Annotated in this window: 20 protein-coding genes; 2 read left to right on the forward strand and 18 right to left on the reverse strand. The window is 46.4% G+C overall.

The features are described 5' to 3' along the window. Positions 1 to 48: 48 nt before the first annotated feature. The 7 genes from WKT10_RS14155 to WKT10_RS14185 all read right to left on the reverse strand — a co-directional run bounded on the left by WKT10_RS14155 (position 49) and on the right by WKT10_RS14185 (position 9,539). Positions 49 to 1,905 carry a 5'-nucleotidase C-terminal domain-containing protein gene (locus WKT10_RS14155; RefSeq protein ID WP_340277902.1) on the reverse strand — a complete coding sequence of 619 codons (1,857 nt, stop codon included), beginning with the start codon at positions 1,903 to 1,905 and terminating at the stop codon, positions 49 to 51. Between the two features lie 95 nt (positions 1,906 to 2,000). Further along, the gene (locus WKT10_RS14160) at positions 2,001 to 3,293 is read right to left on the reverse strand and encodes a UDP-N-acetylglucosamine 1-carboxyvinyltransferase (protein ID WP_066543470.1); all 1,293 of its coding nucleotides are present in this window, start codon (positions 3,291 to 3,293) and stop codon (positions 2,001 to 2,003) included. Positions 3,294 to 3,459: 166 nt separating this feature from the next. Continuing rightward, positions 3,460 to 5,931 (reverse strand): hypothetical protein, encoded by a 2,472-nt coding sequence (locus tag WKT10_RS14165; RefSeq protein WP_340277903.1) that lies wholly within the window; start codon positions 5,929 to 5,931, stop codon positions 3,460 to 3,462. 218 nt (positions 5,932 to 6,149) lie between these two features. After that, entirely contained in the window at positions 6,150 to 7,190 is a 1,041-nt protein-coding gene (locus WKT10_RS14170) for a hypothetical protein (protein ID WP_340277904.1), read from the reverse strand. A 117-nt stretch (positions 7,191 to 7,307) separates the two neighbouring features. Then, positions 7,308 to 7,820, reverse strand: coding sequence for a DUF4446 family protein (locus tag WKT10_RS14175; protein ID WP_066543476.1), 513 nt, complete (start codon positions 7,818 to 7,820; stop codon positions 7,308 to 7,310). Positions 7,821 to 7,875: 55 nt separating this feature from the next. Next, on the reverse strand, positions 7,876 to 8,772 hold the full coding sequence (locus WKT10_RS14180) for a ParB/RepB/Spo0J family partition protein (RefSeq protein ID WP_066543478.1): 897 nt from the start codon (positions 8,770 to 8,772) through the stop codon (positions 7,876 to 7,878). Further along, positions 8,772 to 9,539 carry a ParA family protein gene (locus tag WKT10_RS14185; RefSeq protein WP_337433669.1) on the reverse strand — a complete coding sequence of 256 codons (768 nt, stop codon included), beginning with the start codon at positions 9,537 to 9,539 and terminating at the stop codon, positions 8,772 to 8,774. The genes WKT10_RS14180 and WKT10_RS14185 overlap by 1 nt, the downstream gene beginning before the upstream one ends. A 341-nt stretch (positions 9,540 to 9,880) precedes the next feature. Here WKT10_RS14185 and WKT10_RS14190 point away from each other — a divergent pair, with 341 nt between their 5' ends. Together WKT10_RS14190 and WKT10_RS14195 are read left to right on the forward strand one after the other, a co-directional pair. Next, positions 9,881 to 10,840, forward strand: a complete 960-nt coding sequence (locus WKT10_RS14190; RefSeq protein ID WP_340277905.1) for an alpha/beta fold hydrolase — start codon at positions 9,881 to 9,883, stop codon at positions 10,838 to 10,840. A gap of 98 nt (positions 10,841 to 10,938) precedes the next feature. Continuing rightward, entirely contained in the window at positions 10,939 to 11,769 is an 831-nt protein-coding gene (locus WKT10_RS14195) for a deoxyribonuclease IV (protein WP_066543484.1), read from the forward strand. Here WKT10_RS14195 and WKT10_RS14200 read toward each other — a convergent pair. The 11 genes from WKT10_RS14200 to WKT10_RS14250 form a co-directional block, all read right to left on the reverse strand. After that, on the reverse strand, positions 11,766 to 12,893 hold the full coding sequence (locus tag WKT10_RS14200) for a LacI family DNA-binding transcriptional regulator (protein WP_066543487.1): 1,128 nt from the start codon (positions 12,891 to 12,893) through the stop codon (positions 11,766 to 11,768). The genes WKT10_RS14195 and WKT10_RS14200 overlap by 4 nt on opposite strands. A gap of 102 nt (positions 12,894 to 12,995) precedes the next feature. Next, positions 12,996 to 13,760: a 16S rRNA (guanine(527)-N(7))-methyltransferase RsmG gene (rsmG, locus tag WKT10_RS14205; protein ID WP_066543488.1), complete on the reverse strand. Its 765-nt coding sequence runs from the start codon at positions 13,758 to 13,760 to the stop codon at positions 12,996 to 12,998. A gap of 37 nt (positions 13,761 to 13,797) precedes the next feature. Next, positions 13,798 to 15,669, reverse strand: a complete 1,872-nt coding sequence (gene mnmG / locus WKT10_RS14210; RefSeq protein ID WP_337433670.1) for a tRNA uridine-5-carboxymethylaminomethyl(34) synthesis enzyme MnmG — start codon at positions 15,667 to 15,669, stop codon at positions 13,798 to 13,800. Positions 15,670 to 15,692: 23 nt separating this feature from the next. Then, complete coding sequence (gene mnmE / locus WKT10_RS14215; protein ID WP_066543490.1) at positions 15,693 to 17,072, reverse strand: tRNA uridine-5-carboxymethylaminomethyl(34) synthesis GTPase MnmE; 1,380 nt, start codon at positions 17,070 to 17,072, stop codon at positions 15,693 to 15,695. A gap of 87 nt (positions 17,073 to 17,159) precedes the next feature. Continuing rightward, on the reverse strand, positions 17,160 to 17,954 hold the full coding sequence (gene jag, locus WKT10_RS14220; RefSeq protein ID WP_340277906.1) for an RNA-binding cell elongation regulator Jag/EloR: 795 nt from the start codon (positions 17,952 to 17,954) through the stop codon (positions 17,160 to 17,162). Between the two features lie 11 nt (positions 17,955 to 17,965). Then, a complete protein-coding gene (locus WKT10_RS14225; protein WP_066543496.1) occupies positions 17,966 to 19,288 on the reverse strand; it encodes a YidC/Oxa1 family membrane protein insertase in 1,323 nt (440 codons plus the stop codon). A gap of 24 nt (positions 19,289 to 19,312) precedes the next feature. After that, positions 19,313 to 19,528: a membrane protein insertion efficiency factor YidD gene (yidD, locus tag WKT10_RS14230; protein WP_340277907.1), complete on the reverse strand. Its 216-nt coding sequence runs from the start codon at positions 19,526 to 19,528 to the stop codon at positions 19,313 to 19,315. A gap of 5 nt (positions 19,529 to 19,533) precedes the next feature. After that, the gene (rnpA, locus tag WKT10_RS14235) at positions 19,534 to 19,878 is read right to left on the reverse strand and encodes a ribonuclease P protein component (RefSeq protein WP_066543498.1); all 345 of its coding nucleotides are present in this window, start codon (positions 19,876 to 19,878) and stop codon (positions 19,534 to 19,536) included. Positions 19,879 to 19,982: 104 nt separating this feature from the next. Beyond that, the gene (rpmH, locus tag WKT10_RS14240; protein ID WP_021870170.1) at positions 19,983 to 20,117 is read right to left on the reverse strand and encodes a 50S ribosomal protein L34; all 135 of its coding nucleotides are present in this window, start codon (positions 20,115 to 20,117) and stop codon (positions 19,983 to 19,985) included. A 152-nt stretch (positions 20,118 to 20,269) separates the two neighbouring features. Then, complete coding sequence (locus tag WKT10_RS14245; protein WP_066543500.1) at positions 20,270 to 20,887, reverse strand: ECF transporter S component; 618 nt, start codon at positions 20,885 to 20,887, stop codon at positions 20,270 to 20,272. Between the two features lie 114 nt (positions 20,888 to 21,001). Further along, positions 21,002 to 21,181 (reverse strand): hypothetical protein, encoded by a 180-nt coding sequence (locus WKT10_RS14250; RefSeq protein WP_337932656.1) that lies wholly within the window; start codon positions 21,179 to 21,181, stop codon positions 21,002 to 21,004. Between the last annotated feature and the right edge of the window lie 29 nt (positions 21,182 to 21,210).

Below are 21,210 nucleotides of genomic sequence, written 5' to 3' on the forward strand. Positions count from 1 at the left end.
CGGCAAAGTTCCATCTCCTCTGCCGGAATTTTCATTAAAACAATCTTTTTACCGGATCACAATCCGTCCCTGTCCTTCGGAATTCTCATATTCAGAGGATACAGAACCGCCCAGGCCCTGAATATAGGTGGATAATACATCTACATCCACCATAACCTCATCCTTTATAATATTGCAGCCATTAAACATGGTCATGCCGTCCCCACCGGACTTTAACATATAATTATGGGAAGCCACTGTGTAAGTCTTATTCAGATCAATGGGCTGTCCGCCAACCAGAATATCCGTAACTCTGTACGGCCCGTCTACACTGACAAAATTACCCTTATCATCCACCTTTATACTGGATTTTACAGAGCTGTCAATGGTATAGGTCAGACCGGATACATGCATGAAGCCTCCGGACTCCTCAGGATAATTCTTAGCGCCCATTTCCAGGGCATCCTTGATCTGCTGTCCTGTCACCTCTGCCACACATCCCATGTTTCCAAATGGGAATACAGCCAGTGTATCCTCATATGTAATGGTTCCGGACTCAATATCTGTGCGGACGCCTCCGCCATTGCAAAGTCCGATGTCTGCTCCCAGCTGAACTCTGTAAGCATCTGCCGCCAAATCACCAAGATTAGTTTCGCCATTTCTTATCCGGCGTTCTCCGGTGGCCTCATCCTTGATCGTCAGCTTGTACGCTGTACTTCCCAATGGGGTCTTTAAGGTTTCGTTAAACTGCCCCTTGATCTGCTCGATCAGGCTGTGGGTATCCGGATCCACTACACGGCCATTTTCATTTACAACACTGCCCTGGCGGATGGTAAGAACCATTCCGGGATAAATGGTACCCGGATCAGAAATCTTATCCCGATTGCTGTCATAAATCTCTCTCCAGCGGTCATAGCTTCCCAGCTCTCTCTTGGCGATCCTGCTTAAGGAATCATTCTTCTGAACCGTATAGGTACGATTTACTTCTGAAGGCACAACCTCTGAGATCAGCTCTGTGGAAATCATTCCATCTGTATGAATGGTCATCTTTCCAATATTTGCCAGCTTAGTGCCTGTCTGGGTAACGATAACATCCTTCCCGTCTGCATCCTTTACTATCATGGATAGTGTAGTTTCATGGGAATGTCCGTCAATGCAGGCATCCACGCCCCGGATATGACCGATCAGGCTTCCGGCACTCCAGCGCTCTGTGATTCCATTTTCTCCCAGATGTCCAACTAAAATCACAAATTCCGCTCCTTCAGCCCTGGCACTGTCCACTGCCGACTGCACCTGATTGTAAAATGCAGTTCCGTCTGCATCCTCACAGAAGGAATAGATATAATTTCCATTCGCATCCTGGAAATAAGCAGGCGTAGATTTTGTAAAGCTTTCCGGTGTGGAAACGCCCACATAAGCCACCTGTGTATCACCGTAAGAAATCATCTTATAGGGTGCAAATACAGACTGTCCGGAAGCAGTGCTGATAAAGTTGCAGGAATAATATCCGCAGTTTAATTTTCCTGCCAATTCCAGAAATCTGGGCATACCGTAGTCAAACTCATGATTTCCCGGAACTGCCACATCATATCCTGTCTGATTCATGATATCAATGATATAACCGCCCTCGGACAGAGTTCCTACCGGAGCACCCTGGATGGCATCACCTGCATCCACCAGAGTAACATACGGTGTCTGGTTCATCATTTGCTTTTTGTACAGCGCCAATCCGCCGTAACCGATGTTTTCATCAATTGCGCAGTGAACATCATTGGTATATAGAACCACAATGTCCTGATCCGCTCCTTTGACTGTTCCAGCCTCCTGTGCCCATGCGGACATGAACATACCTGTGATAAGGCTGCAGGTAAGAATCAGGGACCAAAGCAGACCCAGGAACCTTCTTTTTCCTGTTCTCCCGGTCATTTCATAACCCTCCTTATGAGATAATTTTGCCTCTGCCCGGATTACTCCTGACAGAGGCTATTCTTATATGAAACCGTACGATGGATATACGGTCATCATCCTACCCTAAGTTTAAATTTCTGCATCTCCCTTTCAGAATCCACCAGCTCGATCATGGCTCCCAGCCCCTGGAGCTTTTCCTCAAAGCTTTCGTATCCCCTCTGAATATATCCGATCTCATCTACAATGGTATATCCTTCTGCCGCCAGCCCTGCGATTACCAAAGCTGCACCTGCCCGAAGATCCGGCGCATTTACCTGAGCGCCAGTAAAGCCTTCTACGCCGTTAATCACAGCTACATTTCCCTCTACCTTGATAGAGCTTCCCATGCGTGCCAACTCGTCCACGTATTTAAAACGATTCTCAAAAATGCTTTCTGTAACCATACTGGTTCCTTTGGTAAGAGCCAGTGTAACAGCCATCTGAGGCTGCATATCGGTAGGAAAGCCGGGATATGGCAGTGTCTTAATATCTGTATGACGCTGGTTCGGCTTACCCACAACACGGACTGCGTCATCAAACTCGATCACCTCACAGCCAATCTCTGTAAGCTTGGCGGAAATCGCCTCCAGATGCTTTGGAATTACATTTTTTACCATCACATCGCCTCTGGTTGCTGCTGCTGCACACATAAAGGTACCAGCCTCGATCTGATCCGGAATAATAGAATATTCTGTGCCGTGAAGCCGCTCTACGCCCCTGATACGGATTGTGTCTGTTCCTGCACCCTTAATATTGGCTCCCATACTGTTAAGGAAGTTTGCCACATCTACGATATGGGGCTCCTTGGCAGCATTCTCAAGGATCGTCTGTCCCTCTGCCATAGCAGCAGCCATCATGATATTGATGGTCGCTCCCACAGAAACCACATCCAGATAAATATGACTTGCCACCAAATCAATGGCATGGGCGATCACTGCTCCGCCCTCAATCTGTACATCTGCTCCCAGCGCCCGGAAGCCCTTAATATGCTGGTCAATGGGGCGGCTTCCGATATTGCAGCCTCCGGGAAGAGGAACCTGAGCGCTCTTGTATTTTCCTAAAAGAGCACCGATAAAATAATAGGACGCACGGATCCGGCGGATATATTCGTCATCCACGGATACTTCTCTGATATTTCCTGCGTTGATCTTTACTGTATGGCGGTCAATGCGGTGTACGCTGGCACCGATCTCCTGGATTGCTTCCAGCATAACATTGATATCCCGCACATCCGGCAGATTGTCGATAAGAACATCCTCATCGGTCATAATGGATGCTGCCAGAATACCAAGTGCGGCATTTTTGGCTCCGCCTATGGTCACATCGCCCACCAGCGGATTGCCGCCTTTTATAATATAATGTTCCATTTTATACCTCAATTACTGATCGAACAGACCTTAATTTTTCTTTCTGTCTTTGTTCACATTTTATTTACATCTCTTAGATTATACCATAAGAACAGGATTTGTAAAGCAAACTCGCCTGCCGGGCGAAAAAAACGTTTCACCGGACAGGCGTGTTTCAAAATTATTTTTATTCAATTTTTAACCCGCACAGGAAACGGTTATGCTGGCTTCCAAAGTGCGCGGCTGCGTCCCCCAGCCCCATTTTTACGTTTTCCTGGACAGCAGGATCATAAATGGTTACATTATAGGTATCATAACCGGACAGAAGAACATAACTTCCATCCTCTCTGTAAGCGGCTGCCGGAATCCCTTTATCAATAAAATACAATACCTGATTCAGTGTACAGCCCGTAGCGTCAATCACCATGATCCCGTCCTCATACAGCGTACTTCTGGTAAATCCATCCAGATGGCTCATCACTGCACCGGATGGATCTTTCAGATTTCGGATCGGCTGACGGTTAATGCGATCCCAGACAAGGTGTCCTCTTTCATCTGTCACAAATCCCATTTTATCATAGGCAAGGTTCACAGCTTCTGCAAACTGTCTGGATGCTCCCAGAAAATGGCCGCCTCCGTAAGCGTAAAAAATCACTTCACCTTTTTCTCCCGAAGCCGCTTTTCCTGCCAGCTCCAGAGTACCTGTATTTTCATACGAAAATGCCTTTGGCCGTTCGGATTTTACAGACGAAGCCTTCTGGTCTGAATCCATCTGTACAAAATACATTCGTCCCATCTCGGAAGAAGCATACCAGCCAATTCCCTCCAGTGGATCTGTTTCCACCTTTTCATTGCAGACAATGGTATCCTCATCCTGATAGGAATACTGATTGTCCCCCAGCTTTACCAGCCTCTTTAAATGAATCCGTCCATCCTCCGTCACCACATCTGAAATGTAGATTCCGTCCTTTCTGTATTCGCTTTCAATGTTCATCTCACTGTCTGCGATATACATCACATACATGGGGATTTCCTGCACCCTTCCGTTTACACTCCAGACATCCTCCTGCCGGGCAAAACCATAGATCAGATCACTTCCTACAAAGCCCAGCACCCTGGCATAATCACCTTCTGAAACAGGAATTTCCTGTTTTTGGGATGTATTAAAATCCATCACATGAATCCTCTCATCCCGGGTGTCCTCTCTCTTTTCCTGCCATGCCATGCGGCTTCCGTCATGGCTTACCGCAAAGGTTCCCTCCGTAAGTCCCTGAGCTACAGAAATGGATTCGTTACTGCTTAAATCAATTCCAAATACATTTCCATTCAGCATCAGATATACCATTTCTCCGGGACTTACATAGGCCAGCTGCTCTACATCCTTTTTTAATTTTTCAAATTCCAGAACAACCGGAATGAAGAATTTCTCCTGGACTGTATTGCTTCCCGCATCATAGCGATAAAATATCACTCCGGTTTGACCCTCATACGGTCCACGGTTCATATAGCCGTAAACCAGAAAATCTGCCGAGCCGTCATCTCCTGCTCTCAAAATCTGTACATCATGATCTCCATAGCTGCTGCGCACATCGTCTGTTTCTCCATTTGAAAATGTAAACACACACATGATCCTGTGATCTGATTGATCATAACGCCACAGATTGCCATTTACTTTAAAAAGAATATACCGGGAATCCTGGCTCTTTACCGTACCAATACCGGCTTCATCGGAAATTCCCAAAACAATCCTCTTTCCGGAAAATGCCCCTTCACTTCCTGTAAAAATATGGTTGGCATTGCGCTCATAATTCATTAAGTAGATCCGCTGCTCATTCCATTTCATGGCAAAATTATCTTCTGCCTCTGCCAGACTCTCCTTTCCCTGCGAATCTGTAAGCCGGACATAATATTGAACCTGAACCTGTCCCATAATCCCATCAAATTCCTGAAGGGTAATCCTGGGTTCTCCTTCCATCTCCGCATGGAGTCCATCCCAGGTCAAATGATCAAAACTGGCCCGGATCGTCACATGGCCCAGAGAACTGTTATCCTCCTCCGGACTGGTTTCCAGATACGATACCAATTCCTTTGCCTGCTCATAATCCAAACTCTTTCTTGTAAATTCCTCTGCCAGCTGCAGCATATCCAAAGCCCTTGGAGCATCCGTCCACATGATACGGGTATAATACTGGATCTGCTGTTCTGCTGTCTTTACATTTAAAATTAAGAGATACGCTTTATCCTTAGAAATCAGATTCTGGATAGGAAGGCTCACTGTGGTTATGCCCTCCTTGCTGGACCAGTCCGAAAGCGCTGTCCGTTCAATCAGGCGATCCATGGAAAGATTCCTTATCTCATAACTGATTTCTGTAATTGTATTTCCAAACTCATGGATGCGAAGATTCAGTCTTCTGTCTGAAGACAAAACAGAAATCGCTTCTCCGGCCGCACGATTTCCCATATCCTGAACATATCCGTGCAAACCGTTAATCTCCTTTCCTTCAAACTCCGTATATACCACCGGCAATCTTGATTCATCCATGGATGAATATACGGCGCCCTCCTGCTCTGATGTCCTGTGTGCACCGATAAAGTATATCACCAATGCAGCCAGAAAAACCACAAACAGGATTCCTGCTCTCTGTATTATTTTTTTCATCTGTTCATTCCTTTTCAGAATTTTATCTGCTCAATTTTACCTTTCCATCTCCGGTGTGAGAACTGGAAGAAAAATCCGCTTACAAGCAAGCTTGACACATATTTTTCTGCCAGTTCTCCCTCCGTCCTGAATCGTTACCTCTATTTTATATAATAACCGTTAAAACTACAACTTAATCTTTTTTGAATATTTCCTGTGATAACTTTTATGCTGTAATTCTATCCAATACACATTCCTCTGCGGCACCGCCGGTTCTGCATCTCATCTAAAATCAGGGTCTTTACAATATCGCGAAACCAGGCTGGATAAATACCAGGTCTGGGTGGACGTACCGGACCGGGACCCTGCGGTGGATACGGTGGACGCACTGGGCCGGGACCCTGCGGCGGGCGGGGTGGACGCACCGGGCCAGGACCCTGCGGCGGATACGGTGGACGCACCGGGCCGGGACCCTGCGGCGGATACGGTGGACGCACCGGATCGGAACCCTGCGGCGGATACGGTGGACGCACCGGGCCGGAACCCTGCGGTGGATACGGTGGACGCACCGGACCGGAACCCTGCGGCGGGCGGGGCGGACGTCTGAGTTCCTGTCCCAGTAGCACCGGGCCATTTTCAGTTTCCACAGGAACAACCGGGGCATACATGGATCCCATCCCCCAAGCCATTCCCTGCACGTCCGGCCTAATCCCATTGATCCCCCAGCCGTTCCACCAATTCCTCAATGGAGGTCTCATTTCCTGGCTTTCAATTATTCTGTTATGTTCTCTTAAATCCGCCTCTGCTGTTACCTGATAGATATTTTCTTCCATGTCACTTTCCATGGGATTCTTATTTTCTTCTGCCCCTTCTTTTATATTCTCCTCTCCCCTCTCATCCACAGTCTTTTTTTTACCATCATTTTTCTTGTTTTCTTCATCATTTAACTCCTCTGTTTCAACCTTTTCTTTTTCCCGATCTGTACCTTTTTCCACCCCTTTTTTTTCCTGATCCACTACTTCCTCTTCCTGTTCTTCTTCCACGCTCATTCTTTCAATCGTCTTTTTCTCCTGCATCTCCCACGCCTCTCTTAAAATCCCCATGTCTCCGGATGTACTCACAGCCTCACAAACGGAATTGCACATTTGATCTACCATTCTCTGTTCTGGCCACTCATCATACATAGGGCTGTTTTGATAATCCATTCTGTCACATGCTTCCGATACATAGCTCTGTATCATCCGGATTTCTCTGGGATACATACTTTTAAAATTTTCCATTCATCTGTCCTTACCCATATCTTTCACTTTTATCATATGCAGAAACCATAAAAAATGTTTCACGTGAAACATAAAAAAAGGATATCTGAGTTTATATTCCCAGATATCCCTGCATCATCAATTTTTCTTTACATATCCCAATGCCTGCTCCAGAGCTTCCTGCTCCTCATTTCCCAGCACCTTTTCAGTCTTGCCTGCATCTACTTCCTTCATATATAAATAGCAGCCCTCCTTACTGTGAATACAATTCAAAATAAAGCCACTGTTCGTATAATCCAAAACTGCAATTACAAAGCTCAGTGTTCCTCCCATTCCAGGAAATGCATTATATCGAACCATTCCAAATTTTTGAAAGGAAGAACGGAAGTTTCGATTCAACGTTCGAATCGAGTCCTTGGCTGCCCGATCCTCTGCCTTCAAAATACGAATTTCCTCCAGCTGATCCAGTATCACATCCTCCAGTGTTTCCGCATCCTTTCCCCGCATAAAATAATCATATTTCCGACTCAATTTTTTCAGCTTTGCCATAGCAGCAATTACAAGAATCAATAGAATCACTACCAAGCCTGACAATATTACAATAATATATGCCGGATCAAATGGAAGTTCAAATAGCATACTGTTTTCCATTCTTATCTAATCTCTCCTTACTCTTATCCGAATGTTAGATACAGAATCTTTATTTCTAGTGGATGGACTCAATCAATTCCACAATTCGTTCCAACTCTGCCTCTGAATAGTATTCGATTTCTATACGGCCTTTGTTCTTATCCTTATTATGTATGCTGACCTTTGTTCCCATAATGGTTTTCATTCTGTCTTCCAGATTTTGATAAATCAGCATCAGGGCATCATCCGCTTTCTTTTCCTTCTTTTCTTCTCCAGCAGCTTCCTTGGCCATCCGTTTTACCAACCGTTCTGTTTCCCGAACACTTAAGCTTTTTTCTATAATTTCCTTTGCTGCCTTTAACTGCAGCCCCCCACCGTCCAGAGAAAGAAGCGCTCTGGCATGACCGCTGCTAATAATACCCTGGATGAGCATTTCCTGAATCTGCTCATCCAGCTTTAAAAGACGCATGGTATTCGTAATGGTCGCTCTGTTTTTTGCTACACGCTCTGCAATTTCCTCCTGCGTGAGATTAAACTCACGAATCAGCTGCTGATACGCCTTCGCCTCTTCAATAGGATTCAGATCTGCCCGCTGAACATTTTCAATCAGAGAAATCTCCATTGCTTCCTGTCGGCTGTACTCCTTTAAAACCACCGGCGCTTCCTTGAGTCCCGCCATCTGGGCAGCTCTCCATCTTCTTTCTCCGGCAATAATCTCGTAAAAGTTCCCATTCTTCTTTACAAGAAGCGGCTGAAGAATCCCGTACCGTTTGATTGAGGCAGATAACTCCTTAAGCTTTTCCTGATCAAATGTCTTTCTTGGCTGCTCCTTATTAGGCTGAATCAGAGAAAGCTTTACCATCAGTTCCTTTCCTTTTCCATCTTCCATCGCAATCTTTTCTTTCTGTTCCTTAATCACTTCTTCCCCAAAGATTGCGCCCAAACCTTTTCCCAAACCTCTTTTAGCCGCCATTATACCTCTCCTCTGCTAATCACTTCTGCTGCCAGCATACGATAGCTCTCCGCACCCGTAGAACGGGACGAATAGTGATTGATGGACATTCCATGACTTGGAGCTTCTGCAAGCCGCACATTTCTTGGAATGATTGTTTTATAAATTGTCTGATTCAGATTACTCTTCACACTCTCCACTACCTGAAGAGACAGATTGGTTCTGGCATCATACATAGTAAATACTACGCCTTCCAGTTCCAATGACGGGTTCAGCTTTCTCTTCACCAAATCTACCGTCTTTAACATCTGATTCAATCCCTCCAATGCGTAATACTCACACTGGATTGGCACCAGCACGGTATCAGCTGCTGTCAAAGCATTAATCGTAAGTATATTTAATGAAGGCGGACAATCAATTAAAATGAAATCATACTCATCCCGTACCATGTCTAACGATTTCTTAAGCAGAATCTCTTTCTCGTCCAATTCCTGAAATTCAATCTCCGCACCCGCCAGATTCATATCCGAAGGAAGTACATCCAGATTTTCCTGAACCTCTTTTGTGATGCACTCCTTTATAGAAGCCTCTCCAGCCATCATATCATAAACGGTCTGTTCAAAATCCTTTTCTTCCAGGCCCAGGCCGCTGCTGGCATTTCCCTGTGGGTCAAAATCCACCAGCATTACATGCTGCCCTGCTTCTGCAAGGCAGGCTGCCAGATTGATCGCCGTGGTTGTTTTTCCTACTCCGCCCTTCTGATTTGCTATTGTAATAATCCGTCCCATATCCGTTTCCTCACGTTCGTTTTCGATGTACCAGACGATTATAACACAACTTTTCTGCTTTTCCTATGAAAAACTCTGCATTTGTATTTATTTTTCTATTTTATACAAAATATTACATGAGTAATGTTTCACGTGAAACATTACCATCTGTAGACAAGGAAGCACTGTGTTCTGGTGTTTAGGACGCCAGAACACAGTAAAGTGCGGAAACTCAAAAAACAGTTTTCATTGTAATCACTATCCACTTGTACTATAATAATCTTACCATCAGCGGACAAAAACTGCCCGGTTTACGAACCAGCACACGACACCTATCATTACTTTTTCAGGAGATAAAACGAATGAAAACAAGAAATAAATTATTGACTCTGCTCATACTGGCTGCAGGTGATGCTGCCGCCACTGCCTGTATCAACAAGGCCATTAAACTGTCTGCGATTTCCAGACACATTCTTGAAAATGAAAGCAGCGCCTCTCTATGCTATCACTGGCGCTTTGGAAACATTCACTATACAAAAGAAGGCAGCGGTAAACCGATTCTTCTGATCCATGATCTCTCCCCCGCTTCCAGCGGTTATGAATGGAAAGAATTTGCCCGACGTCTTGCAAAGGATCGAACCGTCTATACCATTGACCTGTTGGGATTTGGCCGTTCAGAAAAGCCGAATCTCACCTACACAAACTATCTTTACGTCCAGCTGATTTCAGATTTTATTAAATCAGAAATCGGTCACCGCACCGATGTGGCGGCAACTGGAGACTCCTCTTCGATTGCTGTCATGGCCTGCAGCAATGGTCCGGAGCTCTTTGACCGGCTTCTTCTGATCAATCCCGAATCTCTGCTCTCCAGCAGTCTGGTTCCGGGAAAAAATGCCCGGCTTTATAAGTTGATTTTGGATCTTCCCATTGCAGGAACTCTGATTTACAATATAGCCTGCAGCCGAAAAAATCTTACTCAGGATTTTATGAGCCGCTGCTTCTGTAATCCCTACTCTGTTAATTCCCGGCTAGTTGATGCTTACTATGAAGCAGCCCATCTGGGAGCTTCTCCAAAATCCATTTATGCCAGTGTAAAATGTAACTACACGAAATGCAATATTACAACCGCTCTGCGCCGGATTGATAACAGCATCTGTCTTTTTGGCGGAGCAGAGTTGGATGGTATGTCCGAAACCATGGAAGATTATCAGAATTACAATCCTGCAATCGAAACAGTGCCAGTTCCTAAGGCGAAACATTTACCCCATCTGGAATCCCCTGCTCGATTTTATGAATTATTCCGCCCTTATCTGGAAAATTAAAATACCGGCAGTTTCTACTATAAATGTTTCACGTGAAACATTTCTGCAGAAACTGCCGATCAATTTTACATAAAAACAATGTTAAAGGAGGCTACTATATGTTACGAATCGGCTGTCATCTTTCCTCTGCCAAAGGCTACTGTTCCATGGCAAAGGATGCTGCCAAAATACATGCAAACACCTTTCAGTTTTTCTCACGCAACCCCCGCGGAGGAAATGCCAAAGAAATCAATCCTGAAGATGTAGCTCTATTTCTTAAAAAGGTGCAGGAACAGAATCTGATTCCCATTCTCTGTCATGCCCCCTATACTCTGAATGCCTGCTCTGCCGATCCTCATCTCAGGGATTTTGCCAGAAAAACTATGGCAGATGATCTGGCACGGATGGAATATACTCCCGGAAATCTTTATAACTTCCATCCGGGAAGTCATGTGAAACAGGGTGTTGATGTGGGAATTTCCTACATCGCAGATATGTTAAATGCCATATTAAAACCGGAACAAACCACCACTGTTCTCCTAGAAACCATGGCTGGAAAAGGAAGCGAAATCGGCCGCAGCTTTGAAGAACTTCGCCAGATTCTTGACCGGATAGATCTGTCCGACCATATGGGGATCTGTATGGATACCTGTCATGTATGGGATGCCGGCTATGATATCGCAAACCATCTGGATGATGTTCTCGCAGAATTTGATCACATCATTGGTTTAAATCGTCTGAAAGCCATCCATCTCAATGACAGCATGAATCCCCTTGGTTCTCACAAAGACCGCCATGCCCGGTTGGGCGAAGGCCAGATTGGCCTTCCGTCCTTAAAAGCCATTATCAATCATCCCGCCTTACGCCATCTTCCCTTCTATTTGGAAACACCGAATGATCTGGATGGCTATGCCCGTGAGATTGCCATGATGCGCGAAGCCTGGAGTTAACGCTCCGGGCTTTCTTTTTCCTTTTTTCCTGCCAATTTCTTTTTTCTAGCGCTTTCTGTAACCGTTTTCATATTCCCGGATCCGCGCAGAATCAGCCTGCATGGAACCATTACGCGCTTTCCGATTCTGCGTTCCTGTTCTTTTTCATCAAATCGTTCCTGAAGCAGTCTCATCGCTTCCCTTCCCTGTTCCACTGCATCCCGCTCCACAACAGAAAGACGATATCCCAGCTCATATAAAACCGGCTGATCATCAAAGCCCATAAAGCCCAAATCTTCTCCTGCCGTCAGCCCCTTCCTTTCCAGACATTTCATGCAGCTGCATGTTCCTGCCCCGCTCAGTGCAAACAGAGCCGTAGGCGGTGTATTTTCTTCTAAAAGCCGCGCAATCGCATCTGCTGTTTCTGCTCCGCTTTCTCCGTTGTATATTACATATTCATCGGAAACCTCCAGGCCATGATCCTCCATTGCCTGCATAAAGCCCCGAAAACGCTCCCTGTCCTCTCTGAAATTGCCTTTTTCACGAATGACTGCAATCTTTTTATGGCCTGCATCCATAAGGGACTCAGCGCCTTCATAAGCCCCCCTCCAGTTATCTCCAAACACACAGTCAAACGGTGCTCCTTTTATATTCCCTTCTGTCAAGATCACTGGCATTCCCTGCTCTTCCAGATGGAGAAGTTTATCTCTCGTCCCCCTGTCATCAGAAGCTGCGGGAGCAACGATAAGCCCTTTCATTCTCTGGTTTTCAGCAGCCTCCAGAAACTCATGCTGCTTCTTTATATCCCCTCCTGTGTTCATAAGAACAATATTGTAGCCGAAAGGCTGAGCCAGACGGCAGATCCCTTCCAGAATCCCACTGTAAACTCTCTGACTTGCGGAAGGGAGAATCACTCCAATACTGAAGCTGTCTCTTCCGCTCAGACTCCTTGCAATCAGACTGGGCGTATAGTTATTTTTCTCAACTGCCGCCATTACCTTTTTCTTTGTCTCTTCTTTCACATATCCCGAACCATTTAGTACACGGGATATGGTAGCCGGAGATACTCCTGCCACCCGGGCAATTTCTTTAATATTCATGCGACCTTGTCCTGCCTGTACTGTATTTTCTGTAATCGTTTTCATAGTGTACCCCCTGTTTTTGCATCATGCGTCATAAAGTACGTGTAACCGTTTTCCATCTCTTCTGCGGCACTGATCTCACCCACATATGCTCTGCCTTCGCGCCTATTTTCCCAGAGGTTCTTTCCCCGGCATTCCCGCTTTTCTTGGATATCTGGAAGATACCGGCTTTACTTTACGAATACGGATCAGACTTCTGGCTCCATCTCCTTCCGGTAAAGAAAAGCGCACCACTTCGTTTATTTCTCCTCCCAGAATTGCTGCTGCTTTCTTTCCCTGATTCAGCTCTTCCTCAATTTCTCCTGATTTATAAGGAATAAAGAATCCCCCTTTTTTTACAAAAGGAATACAATATTCTGACAGCGATGCCAGATTTGCTACTGCTCTGGACACTGCCAGATCATACTGCTCCCTGTGCTCTTTCATCCGTCCTGCATCCTCTGCCCTTCCATGGATGCACTGTACATTCTCCAGTTCCAGCTCTCTGCATACCTGCTCTAAAAATTTTACTCTTTTATTCAGCGAATCCAGCAACGTGAGTTTAATCTGAGGAAATGCAATCTTAAGCGGGATTCCAGGGAACCCCGCTCCGGTTCCCACATCAATCACAGAAACCGTTTTCATATCTTTAGCTTCACCTTCAGACTCCCGATCCAGAAGCTCATGATACGCCTTTACCAGGCAAAGACTGTCACAGAAATGCTTTGCCACCACGTCCCCTTCCTCTGTAATGGCTGTCAGATTCATCACTTTATTTGTCTCCACCAGCATTTCATAATATTTAAAAAACTGTTCCAACTGCCTCTGGCTCAGGGTTATATTCAGCTCCCTTGTCCCGGCCTTCATTTTCTCAGCAAATGATTCTGTCATTGATCCCGTCCTCTCTTTTATATGTAAAAACCATCTTTTACTCTCTTCCCAGATACACTAAAAGCACTGATATATCCGCTGGAGATACCCCGGAAATCCGTGATGCCTGTCCCACGGTAGACGGCTGTATCTGATTCAGCTTCTGAACAGCTTCCCGACGCAGGCTCTTTACCTGGCTGTAATCAAAGTTTTCCGGCAGATGCCTGCCTTCCAGCTTCTTAAACTGGGCTACCTGCTGTCTCTGCCTCTTTATGTAGCCCTCATACTTGATTTCAATATTTACCTGCTCCCGCACATCAAATGGAAGATCCGGCCTTTTTTTATCAATTTCCCTGATCTTTTCATAATCCAGCTCCGGCCGGCGCACCAGCTCTGCCAGCGTACTTCCTGATTTAAGAGGCGTACTTCCGTACTGCTCCAGAACTGCCTGGACTGCCGGCGTTCCGCCGATGGCAGTATTTTCTAAACGGCGTATTTCTTCTTCGATGGCCTGACGTTTAGAGAGCAGCTTTTCATACTCCTCATCGCTTACCAGTCCGATTTTATGACCGATTTCCCGAAGCCGTAAATCGGCATTATCCTGGCGCAGCAAAAGCCGGTACTCTGCCCTTGAAGTCATCATCCGGTATGGCTCATGGTTTTCCTTGGTCACCAGATCGTCAATCAGAACGCCGATATAGGCCTGTGACCGGTCTAACACTACCTGCTCTCTTCCCAGCACCTCCATAGACGCGTTTACGCCCGCCATAAAGCCCTGAACTGCTGCCTCCTCATATCCGGAGCTTCCGTTAAACTGACCGCCCGCAAACAGGCCTCTGATGCGTTTAAACTCCAGGGTAGACTTTAACTGCAGGGCATTGATGCAGTCATACTCGATCGCATAGGCATTGCGCACGATCGTTACATTCTCTAACCCCGGTACGGTGCGGTACATGGCATACTGCACGTCTTCCGGCAGAGAGCTGCTCATTCCGCCCAGATACATTTCATTGGTATAAAGTCCCTCCGGCTCCACAAACACCTGATGGCGCTCCTTATCAGGAAAACGCACTACCTTGTCCTCGATAGACGGACAATATCGAGGGCCTGTTCCCTCAATGGCTCCTGAAAACAGCGGCGAACGGTCCAGATTATCCCGGATGATCTGATGGGTCTCCCCATTGGTATAGGTCAGCCAGCAGGAAACCTGCTCCTTCTGTATGCTGTCCGGATCGGTTGAAAATGAAAACGGCACAATCCGCTCATCTCCAAACTGCTCCTCCATCTTTGCAAAATCAATGCTTCTCTTATCCACTCTGGCCGGAGTTCCCGTCTTAAACCGGAACATCTCAATCCCATTATCAATCAGAGACTGTGTCAGGTGGTTGGCCGCCTGAAGGCCATTAGGCCCTGTAGGATTGCTTACATCTCCGTAAATGCATCTGGCCCGCAGATAGGTGCCTGTACACAAAACGACCGCCTTTGCGTGGTATACAGCGCCGGAAAAGGTCTTTACGCCTCTTACAGCGCCCTCTTTTACAATCAGCTCCGATACCTCTGCCTGGCGTATGGTCAGGTGTTCGGTCTGTTCCAGGGTCTGCCTCATGGCCTGAGTATAGGCCTGCTTATCCGCCTGGGCCCTGAGGGAGTGAACCGCCGGCCCCTTGGATTCATTTAACATCTTGGACTGGATAAAGGTCTTATCAATATTTTTGCCCATTTCTCCCCCAAGCGCATCCAGTTCACGGACCAGATGGCCCTTGGAGCTGCCTCCTATATTGGGATTGCAGGGCATCAGGGCAATGCTGTCCACACTGACCGTAAACATGATGGTTTCAAGCCCAAGCCGCGCGCAGGCTAACGCCGCCTCGCAGCCCGCATGGCCTGCTCCCACCACCACGATATCATAACTTTCTTCCAAATACGGCATCTTTTTCCTTCCTTCCTGTCCTCTCATTTTCCCATACAGAACTTTGAGAAGATCTCATTTACCACATCATCATCCACTGCTTCTCCTAAGATCAGTCCCAGCTGTTCATAGGCGTCTGCAAGATCTATGGAATAAAAATCCTCCGGCATCCCATCAAGCACACTTGAACGCACCATCCGAAGGCTCCTTAAGGCAGCTTCCAAAGCCTCCTTATGACGGGCATTTGTAATATATACCTGGTCATTAAAGGCAATCTCTCCATGATAAAACATGGACTGGATCTCCTTTTCCAGATCTCCGATCCCATGCTCCTCCTTGGCGGAAATAGGGATTACACGGTGGCCGCACTGCTCCTCTAAAGCCTCCTTATCTACAGTAAGCTCCAGATCCGTCTTATTTAAAAGCACAATGGCCTTCTTATCATGGATCAGCTCCATGATCTCCCGGTCGCTCTCATCCAGCGGGCGGGAGCCGTCTGCCACATAAATGATCAGATCCGCTCCTTTTGCTGCCTTCATGGCACGGTTTACGCCGATCTTTTCCACTACATCCTCCGTGTCCCGGATTCCCGCCGTATCCACTACATGCAGGCTGATCCCCTGAAGGTTAATATGCTCCTCTAAGGTATCTCTGGTAGTACCTGCAATATCCGTTACAATAGCCCTCTCTTCCCCTAAAAGCACATTCATCAGGGAAGATTTTCCTGCGTTAGGTTTTCCAAGGATCACCGTCCGAACGCCCTCTGTCATCACTCTTCCGTCATCTGCCGAGGCGATCAGCTTTTCAATCTCTTCTGTCACCGGCTCCAGCACCTTTAAAAGCCTGTCCCCGTACCCCTCCAGTGAAATGTGCTCCGGATCATCCAGAGCCGACTCAATAAAGGCAGTCTCATAAAGAATGGTTTCCCTGAGAGCCCGTATCTTTCCCGATACCGATCCTCCCAGCTGGCTCACAGAGCTCTTTAAGGCATAGTCATTGGATGCATGGATCAGTTCTGCCACTGCCTCTGCCTGGGCCAGATCCAGCCTTCCGTTTAAAAAGGCGCGCTTGGTAAACTCTCCCGGCTGGGCGGTTCTTGCCCCGTTATGAAGGACCGTTTCCAGAATCCGCTGAACCATGCGAATGCCGCCATGACAATCAATCTCAACGGTATCCTCTGCTGTATAGCTGTTTGGCCCCCGCATAATAAGCACCAGAACCTCATCGATCCTTTCATCACCATCATAAATATATCCATAATGGGCTGTGTGGGACTTTGCGTCCCATAATGTTCCTGCCTGCCCCTTTTTATTCCGATAGATTCGGTCAATGACCTCAAAGGCCTGATCTCCGCTGATCCTTACAATGCCGATTCCCGAATTGCTCATGCCTGTGGCAATGGCAGCAATGGTTTCTGTTTTCATTTTCACTCCTCGCCTTTCTGGCTTTCAGCGCAAAAAGAGGCCGCCGCAAATCACTCTGCAACAGCCTCCCCATGTTCATTTACCGGATTACTCCTCTGTTTCCTGTCCGCTGCCGCCGGCTGTCTCAGCATTATGCTCTGACAGGGAAGCCGCCTGATAGGAGTCATTCCTGCGGGTATTTCCCCGGTAGCCGCCGGTACGCTCATAGCGCCCGCCGCGGCTGCGGTCATAGCGTCCCCTGCGCTCACCGGCGCCTGTTTCCTTCTTAAGAGCGATTACCACATGGCGGAAAGGTTCTTCCCCCTCACTGCGGGTAATCACATACTTATCATTCTGGATCGCCGCATGGATGATCCTTCTCTCATAGGGATTCATGGGCTCCAGAGAAACGGGACGTTTGGTTCTCTTAACCTTGTAGGCAATGTTCTTTGCCAGGGTCTCCAGAGTCTCTTTTCTGCGCTCACGGTAATTTTCCGTATCCAGTTTGACTCTCAGATAACCGTCTGTTTCCTTGTTTACAATAAGGCTAACAAGATACTGAAGAGAATCCAGGGTCTGACCTCTCTTGCCGATCAGGATTCCCATATCTCCGCCCTCTAATTCCAAGGACAGCTCCTGCTCCCCTTCATTATATTCCGACTTAATGGATACGTCCATACCCATAGCGTCAAATATCTGGGTCAGAAACTCAATGGCCCCGTCCGCCACTGTTTCCTTCTTCTTTGCGCGGATCACAGCCGGCTTTGCGCCCAGCCCCAGAAAGCCTTTGCTTCCTTCCTCCACAACCTCATACTCCAGTTTATCGCTGGTTGTCTTAAGTTCGATCAGAGCTTTCGTAACCGCTTCATCCACTGTTTTTGCAGAAACCGTAATCATATCCATACGAAACCCTCCTACTTTTTCTTTCCCTTCTCCTGACGCTCATTGTATTTGGCTACCATATTCGCCTTAGCTGCCAGACTTCCCGGTTTGGCATCCTGATTATAGTACTTATTGGATTCCTCTACCTGAACCTTTGTCTTGGCAATTTTTTCCATACGAGCAGACTCTTCTCTGGATTCCTTCTCTTCCATCCTCTTTAACATCTCATCTACATTTCCGACTTTGACAGGAGAAAGGCCCTTCTTGGCACGCTTTTTATTGGTCTTTTCAATATTCTTCTGTACCAGGTCATCCATATCTACCTTGTTCAGGTAGGAATTGATCCATACCTGCTGGATGATAGTGAACACACTCTGAGCCACCCAGTAAAGACCGATACCGGAAGCAAAGGAGAAGCAGAAGAATACGGACATCAGAGGCATGGTGATATTCATGGATTTCATCATGCTGGCAGCCGGATTATCGTCATCAGCCGGCTGAGACTGATTGGCAGTCATAAGCTTTGTACTGTACCACTGGCTTAAGCCTGCAAGGATCGGAATTGCCAGAGCTGCAGCTGCCATACCCAGAGTTACGCCGCCCTGCTGCTCAAAGAAATTCACGATCACCTGAAATGGAGTATACGCAATATTCAGGCCAAAGAAGCTCTGCATATTTTCAATGGCTTCCACTGCATTTACGCCTGCATCTGTCACTGCCTGTCCCACTGCCGGGAATGCGGCAACAAAGCTGTCCCACTGCTGGGCTGTAAAGGTATATAAAAGGTCAATTACCGTGTTTACATTGTTATAATCAAATTTCTCACCCACCATCTTATGGGCCTCTGCCAGCTGGGTAAACGCCTGCTGGGTCTGGTATCCGCTGGGAAGATGGGAAATTACCGTCTCATAATAGCCTCTGACAGACTGTACATAAGCCGGAATATTGTAAATAACTCTGTACAGTGCAAAAATGATCGGCATCTGGATCAGAAGAGGAAGACAGCCGCCCGTCATGGATGTGCCGTATTTCTCATATACTGCCTTAATCTCAGCCTGCATCATCATCGCGGCTTTCTGATCATTTTCTTTTCCTTTGTATTTCTTCTGAATTGCTGCAATTTCCGGCTGCATAACCGTCATCAGCTTGGATGATTTCTGCTGCTTTATGGTCAAGGGAATCATAAGAACCTTTGTAACCAGTGTAAACAGGATAATGCAAAGGCCGATATTTTCAATGCCGAATATGCTGGTGAACTCAAAAAGCAGGTCCATGATCCAGCCAAGGATACTTGCGATCGGCCCCAGAAAACCGCTGTCCTTTGTCAATACTACTGCGCCGACTAAACCGTTCAAAACGCTACCTCCTTATGGAACTTTCTACGGAACTGGATCATAACCGCCTTCTGCAAAGGGATGGCAACGAAGGATCCTCCTGCAGGCTAACCATGTACCTTTTAACGCGCCATACTTTTGAAGTGCCTCAATGGCGTATTGAGAGCACGTTGGCGTGTAAATACAGTGAGTCCTTACCTTTAAGGGCGACAGATATTTCTGGTAGATCCTGATAAGCAGGATCATTCCTTTTTTTATCATAACTCTCACTTCGATTCCTTTAAAATGTGATGCAGTCCGCACAGGTGCATATAGGCACCCTCCAAATGTCTGTAATCAGATCTTGCGGCAGCCACACGGGCTACCAGAATGATGTTTAACCCAGTCTCAATTTTATTATCATTCAACCGGAATATCTCCCGCAGCAGCCTGGTCACATGATGGCGTACCACGCTGTTGCCTACTTTTTTACTCACCGATATCCCGATGCTGTTCGCTTCTCCCCCGCTTCTTACCACATACATGACTAAAAGACGGTTGGCATAGGACTTTCCATTTCTATATATATACTGAAAGTCACTGTTTTTTTTAATGGAAGGAAATCGCTTCATTCGATCCTCCTGGAAATTTGCCGGAACAGGTTTATGTACTGGGTTCCGACTTGTTTATTGTAGACGTAAGAAAAAGGCCACATGAAAATGTGGCCTTGCAATTCTTAAGCGGTTAACTTTGCTCTACCTTTTGCTCTTCTGGCAGCAATAACTTTTCTACCGCCTGCTGTCTTCATTCTTGCTCTGAAGCCATGAACTTTTGCTCTCTGTCTTTTCTTAGGCTGAAATGTCATCTTCATAATCCGGGCACCTCCTATCAAATATTATCTGGTAATGTGATATAACACACATTTGACTAGTATAATTAAACATCTTCTCAATTATATAGAAGAAATCCGCCTCCGTCAAGCAATTTTTTATTAAAATACAGGCTTTTACGCCCTGAAACCGCTTACTTTATGAATTTCAGCATAATCTTTCCAATTATAGCCACCAAAACTGCAGCTACGACCGCCTCCGGAATCCCTGATGCGGTAACAGTAGCCATGATCAGTCCCCACACTGCGTCAACAGCCACATTCTTTACCTGGGCATACGGAAGCGCCAAAAGCTTATAAATACTTCCCATCACAGCCACCGTATTTACCATAGATCCCATAAAACCGGTTACAGCCAGCGCCGCCATGCGGTTCATCTTGCATTTTGACAGTAAAATCCAGAGCCATCCTGCAAAAAAACCGATTAAAATCCGGCATCCAACAGAAATCCACACTGCCTTTACGGCTCCTGAAATCCCGGTCATGCTCATAAACGGTGAAAACGCAAAGGATAACAGGGTAGGCGCCATCGTGTTGCTCACCATAGAACAGATACCGAACACTCCTCCCAGGATGGAACCTGCCAGGGGCCCCAGAAGAATAGCTCCCAAAATCACAGGGATATGCACAGTTGTCGCCTTAACCACCGGCAGCTGGATCATTCCTAACGGCGTACTTGCCAGAAGGATCACCACCGCCATCATAAGTGCAACACTTGCAAGCCAACGGGTGTCTTTTTTTCTCTTATTCATTTTTTTCCTCCTTGCTGCTGTTCTTAATGTTAAGATACAACGCATTACACAGGCATTATAGCGGCGTTTTTTTCACCCGTCAATACTTTTCCTCTAAATCCACGGTTCCTTTTTTCACCTTATCCACAATTTGTTGATAACTTGTGGATAAGTATGGGATATTTCGACCTTTTTCCTCATTCGTGGACAAAATCCCCTTATTTTCTGTAAGTTTCCCCATTGTGTACAACCTGCAGTTATTTTTTTCCCTATTCTGTGGAAAACCTTTCTGTCCACGCTTTCGATTCCCTTCATCCACAGGTTTCCTACAAAGTTATCCACAG

The sequence above is a fragment of the Enterocloster sp. HCN-30185 genome (assembly GCF_037890305.1).
Classification (GTDB): domain Bacteria; phylum Bacillota; class Clostridia; order Lachnospirales; family Lachnospiraceae; genus Enterocloster.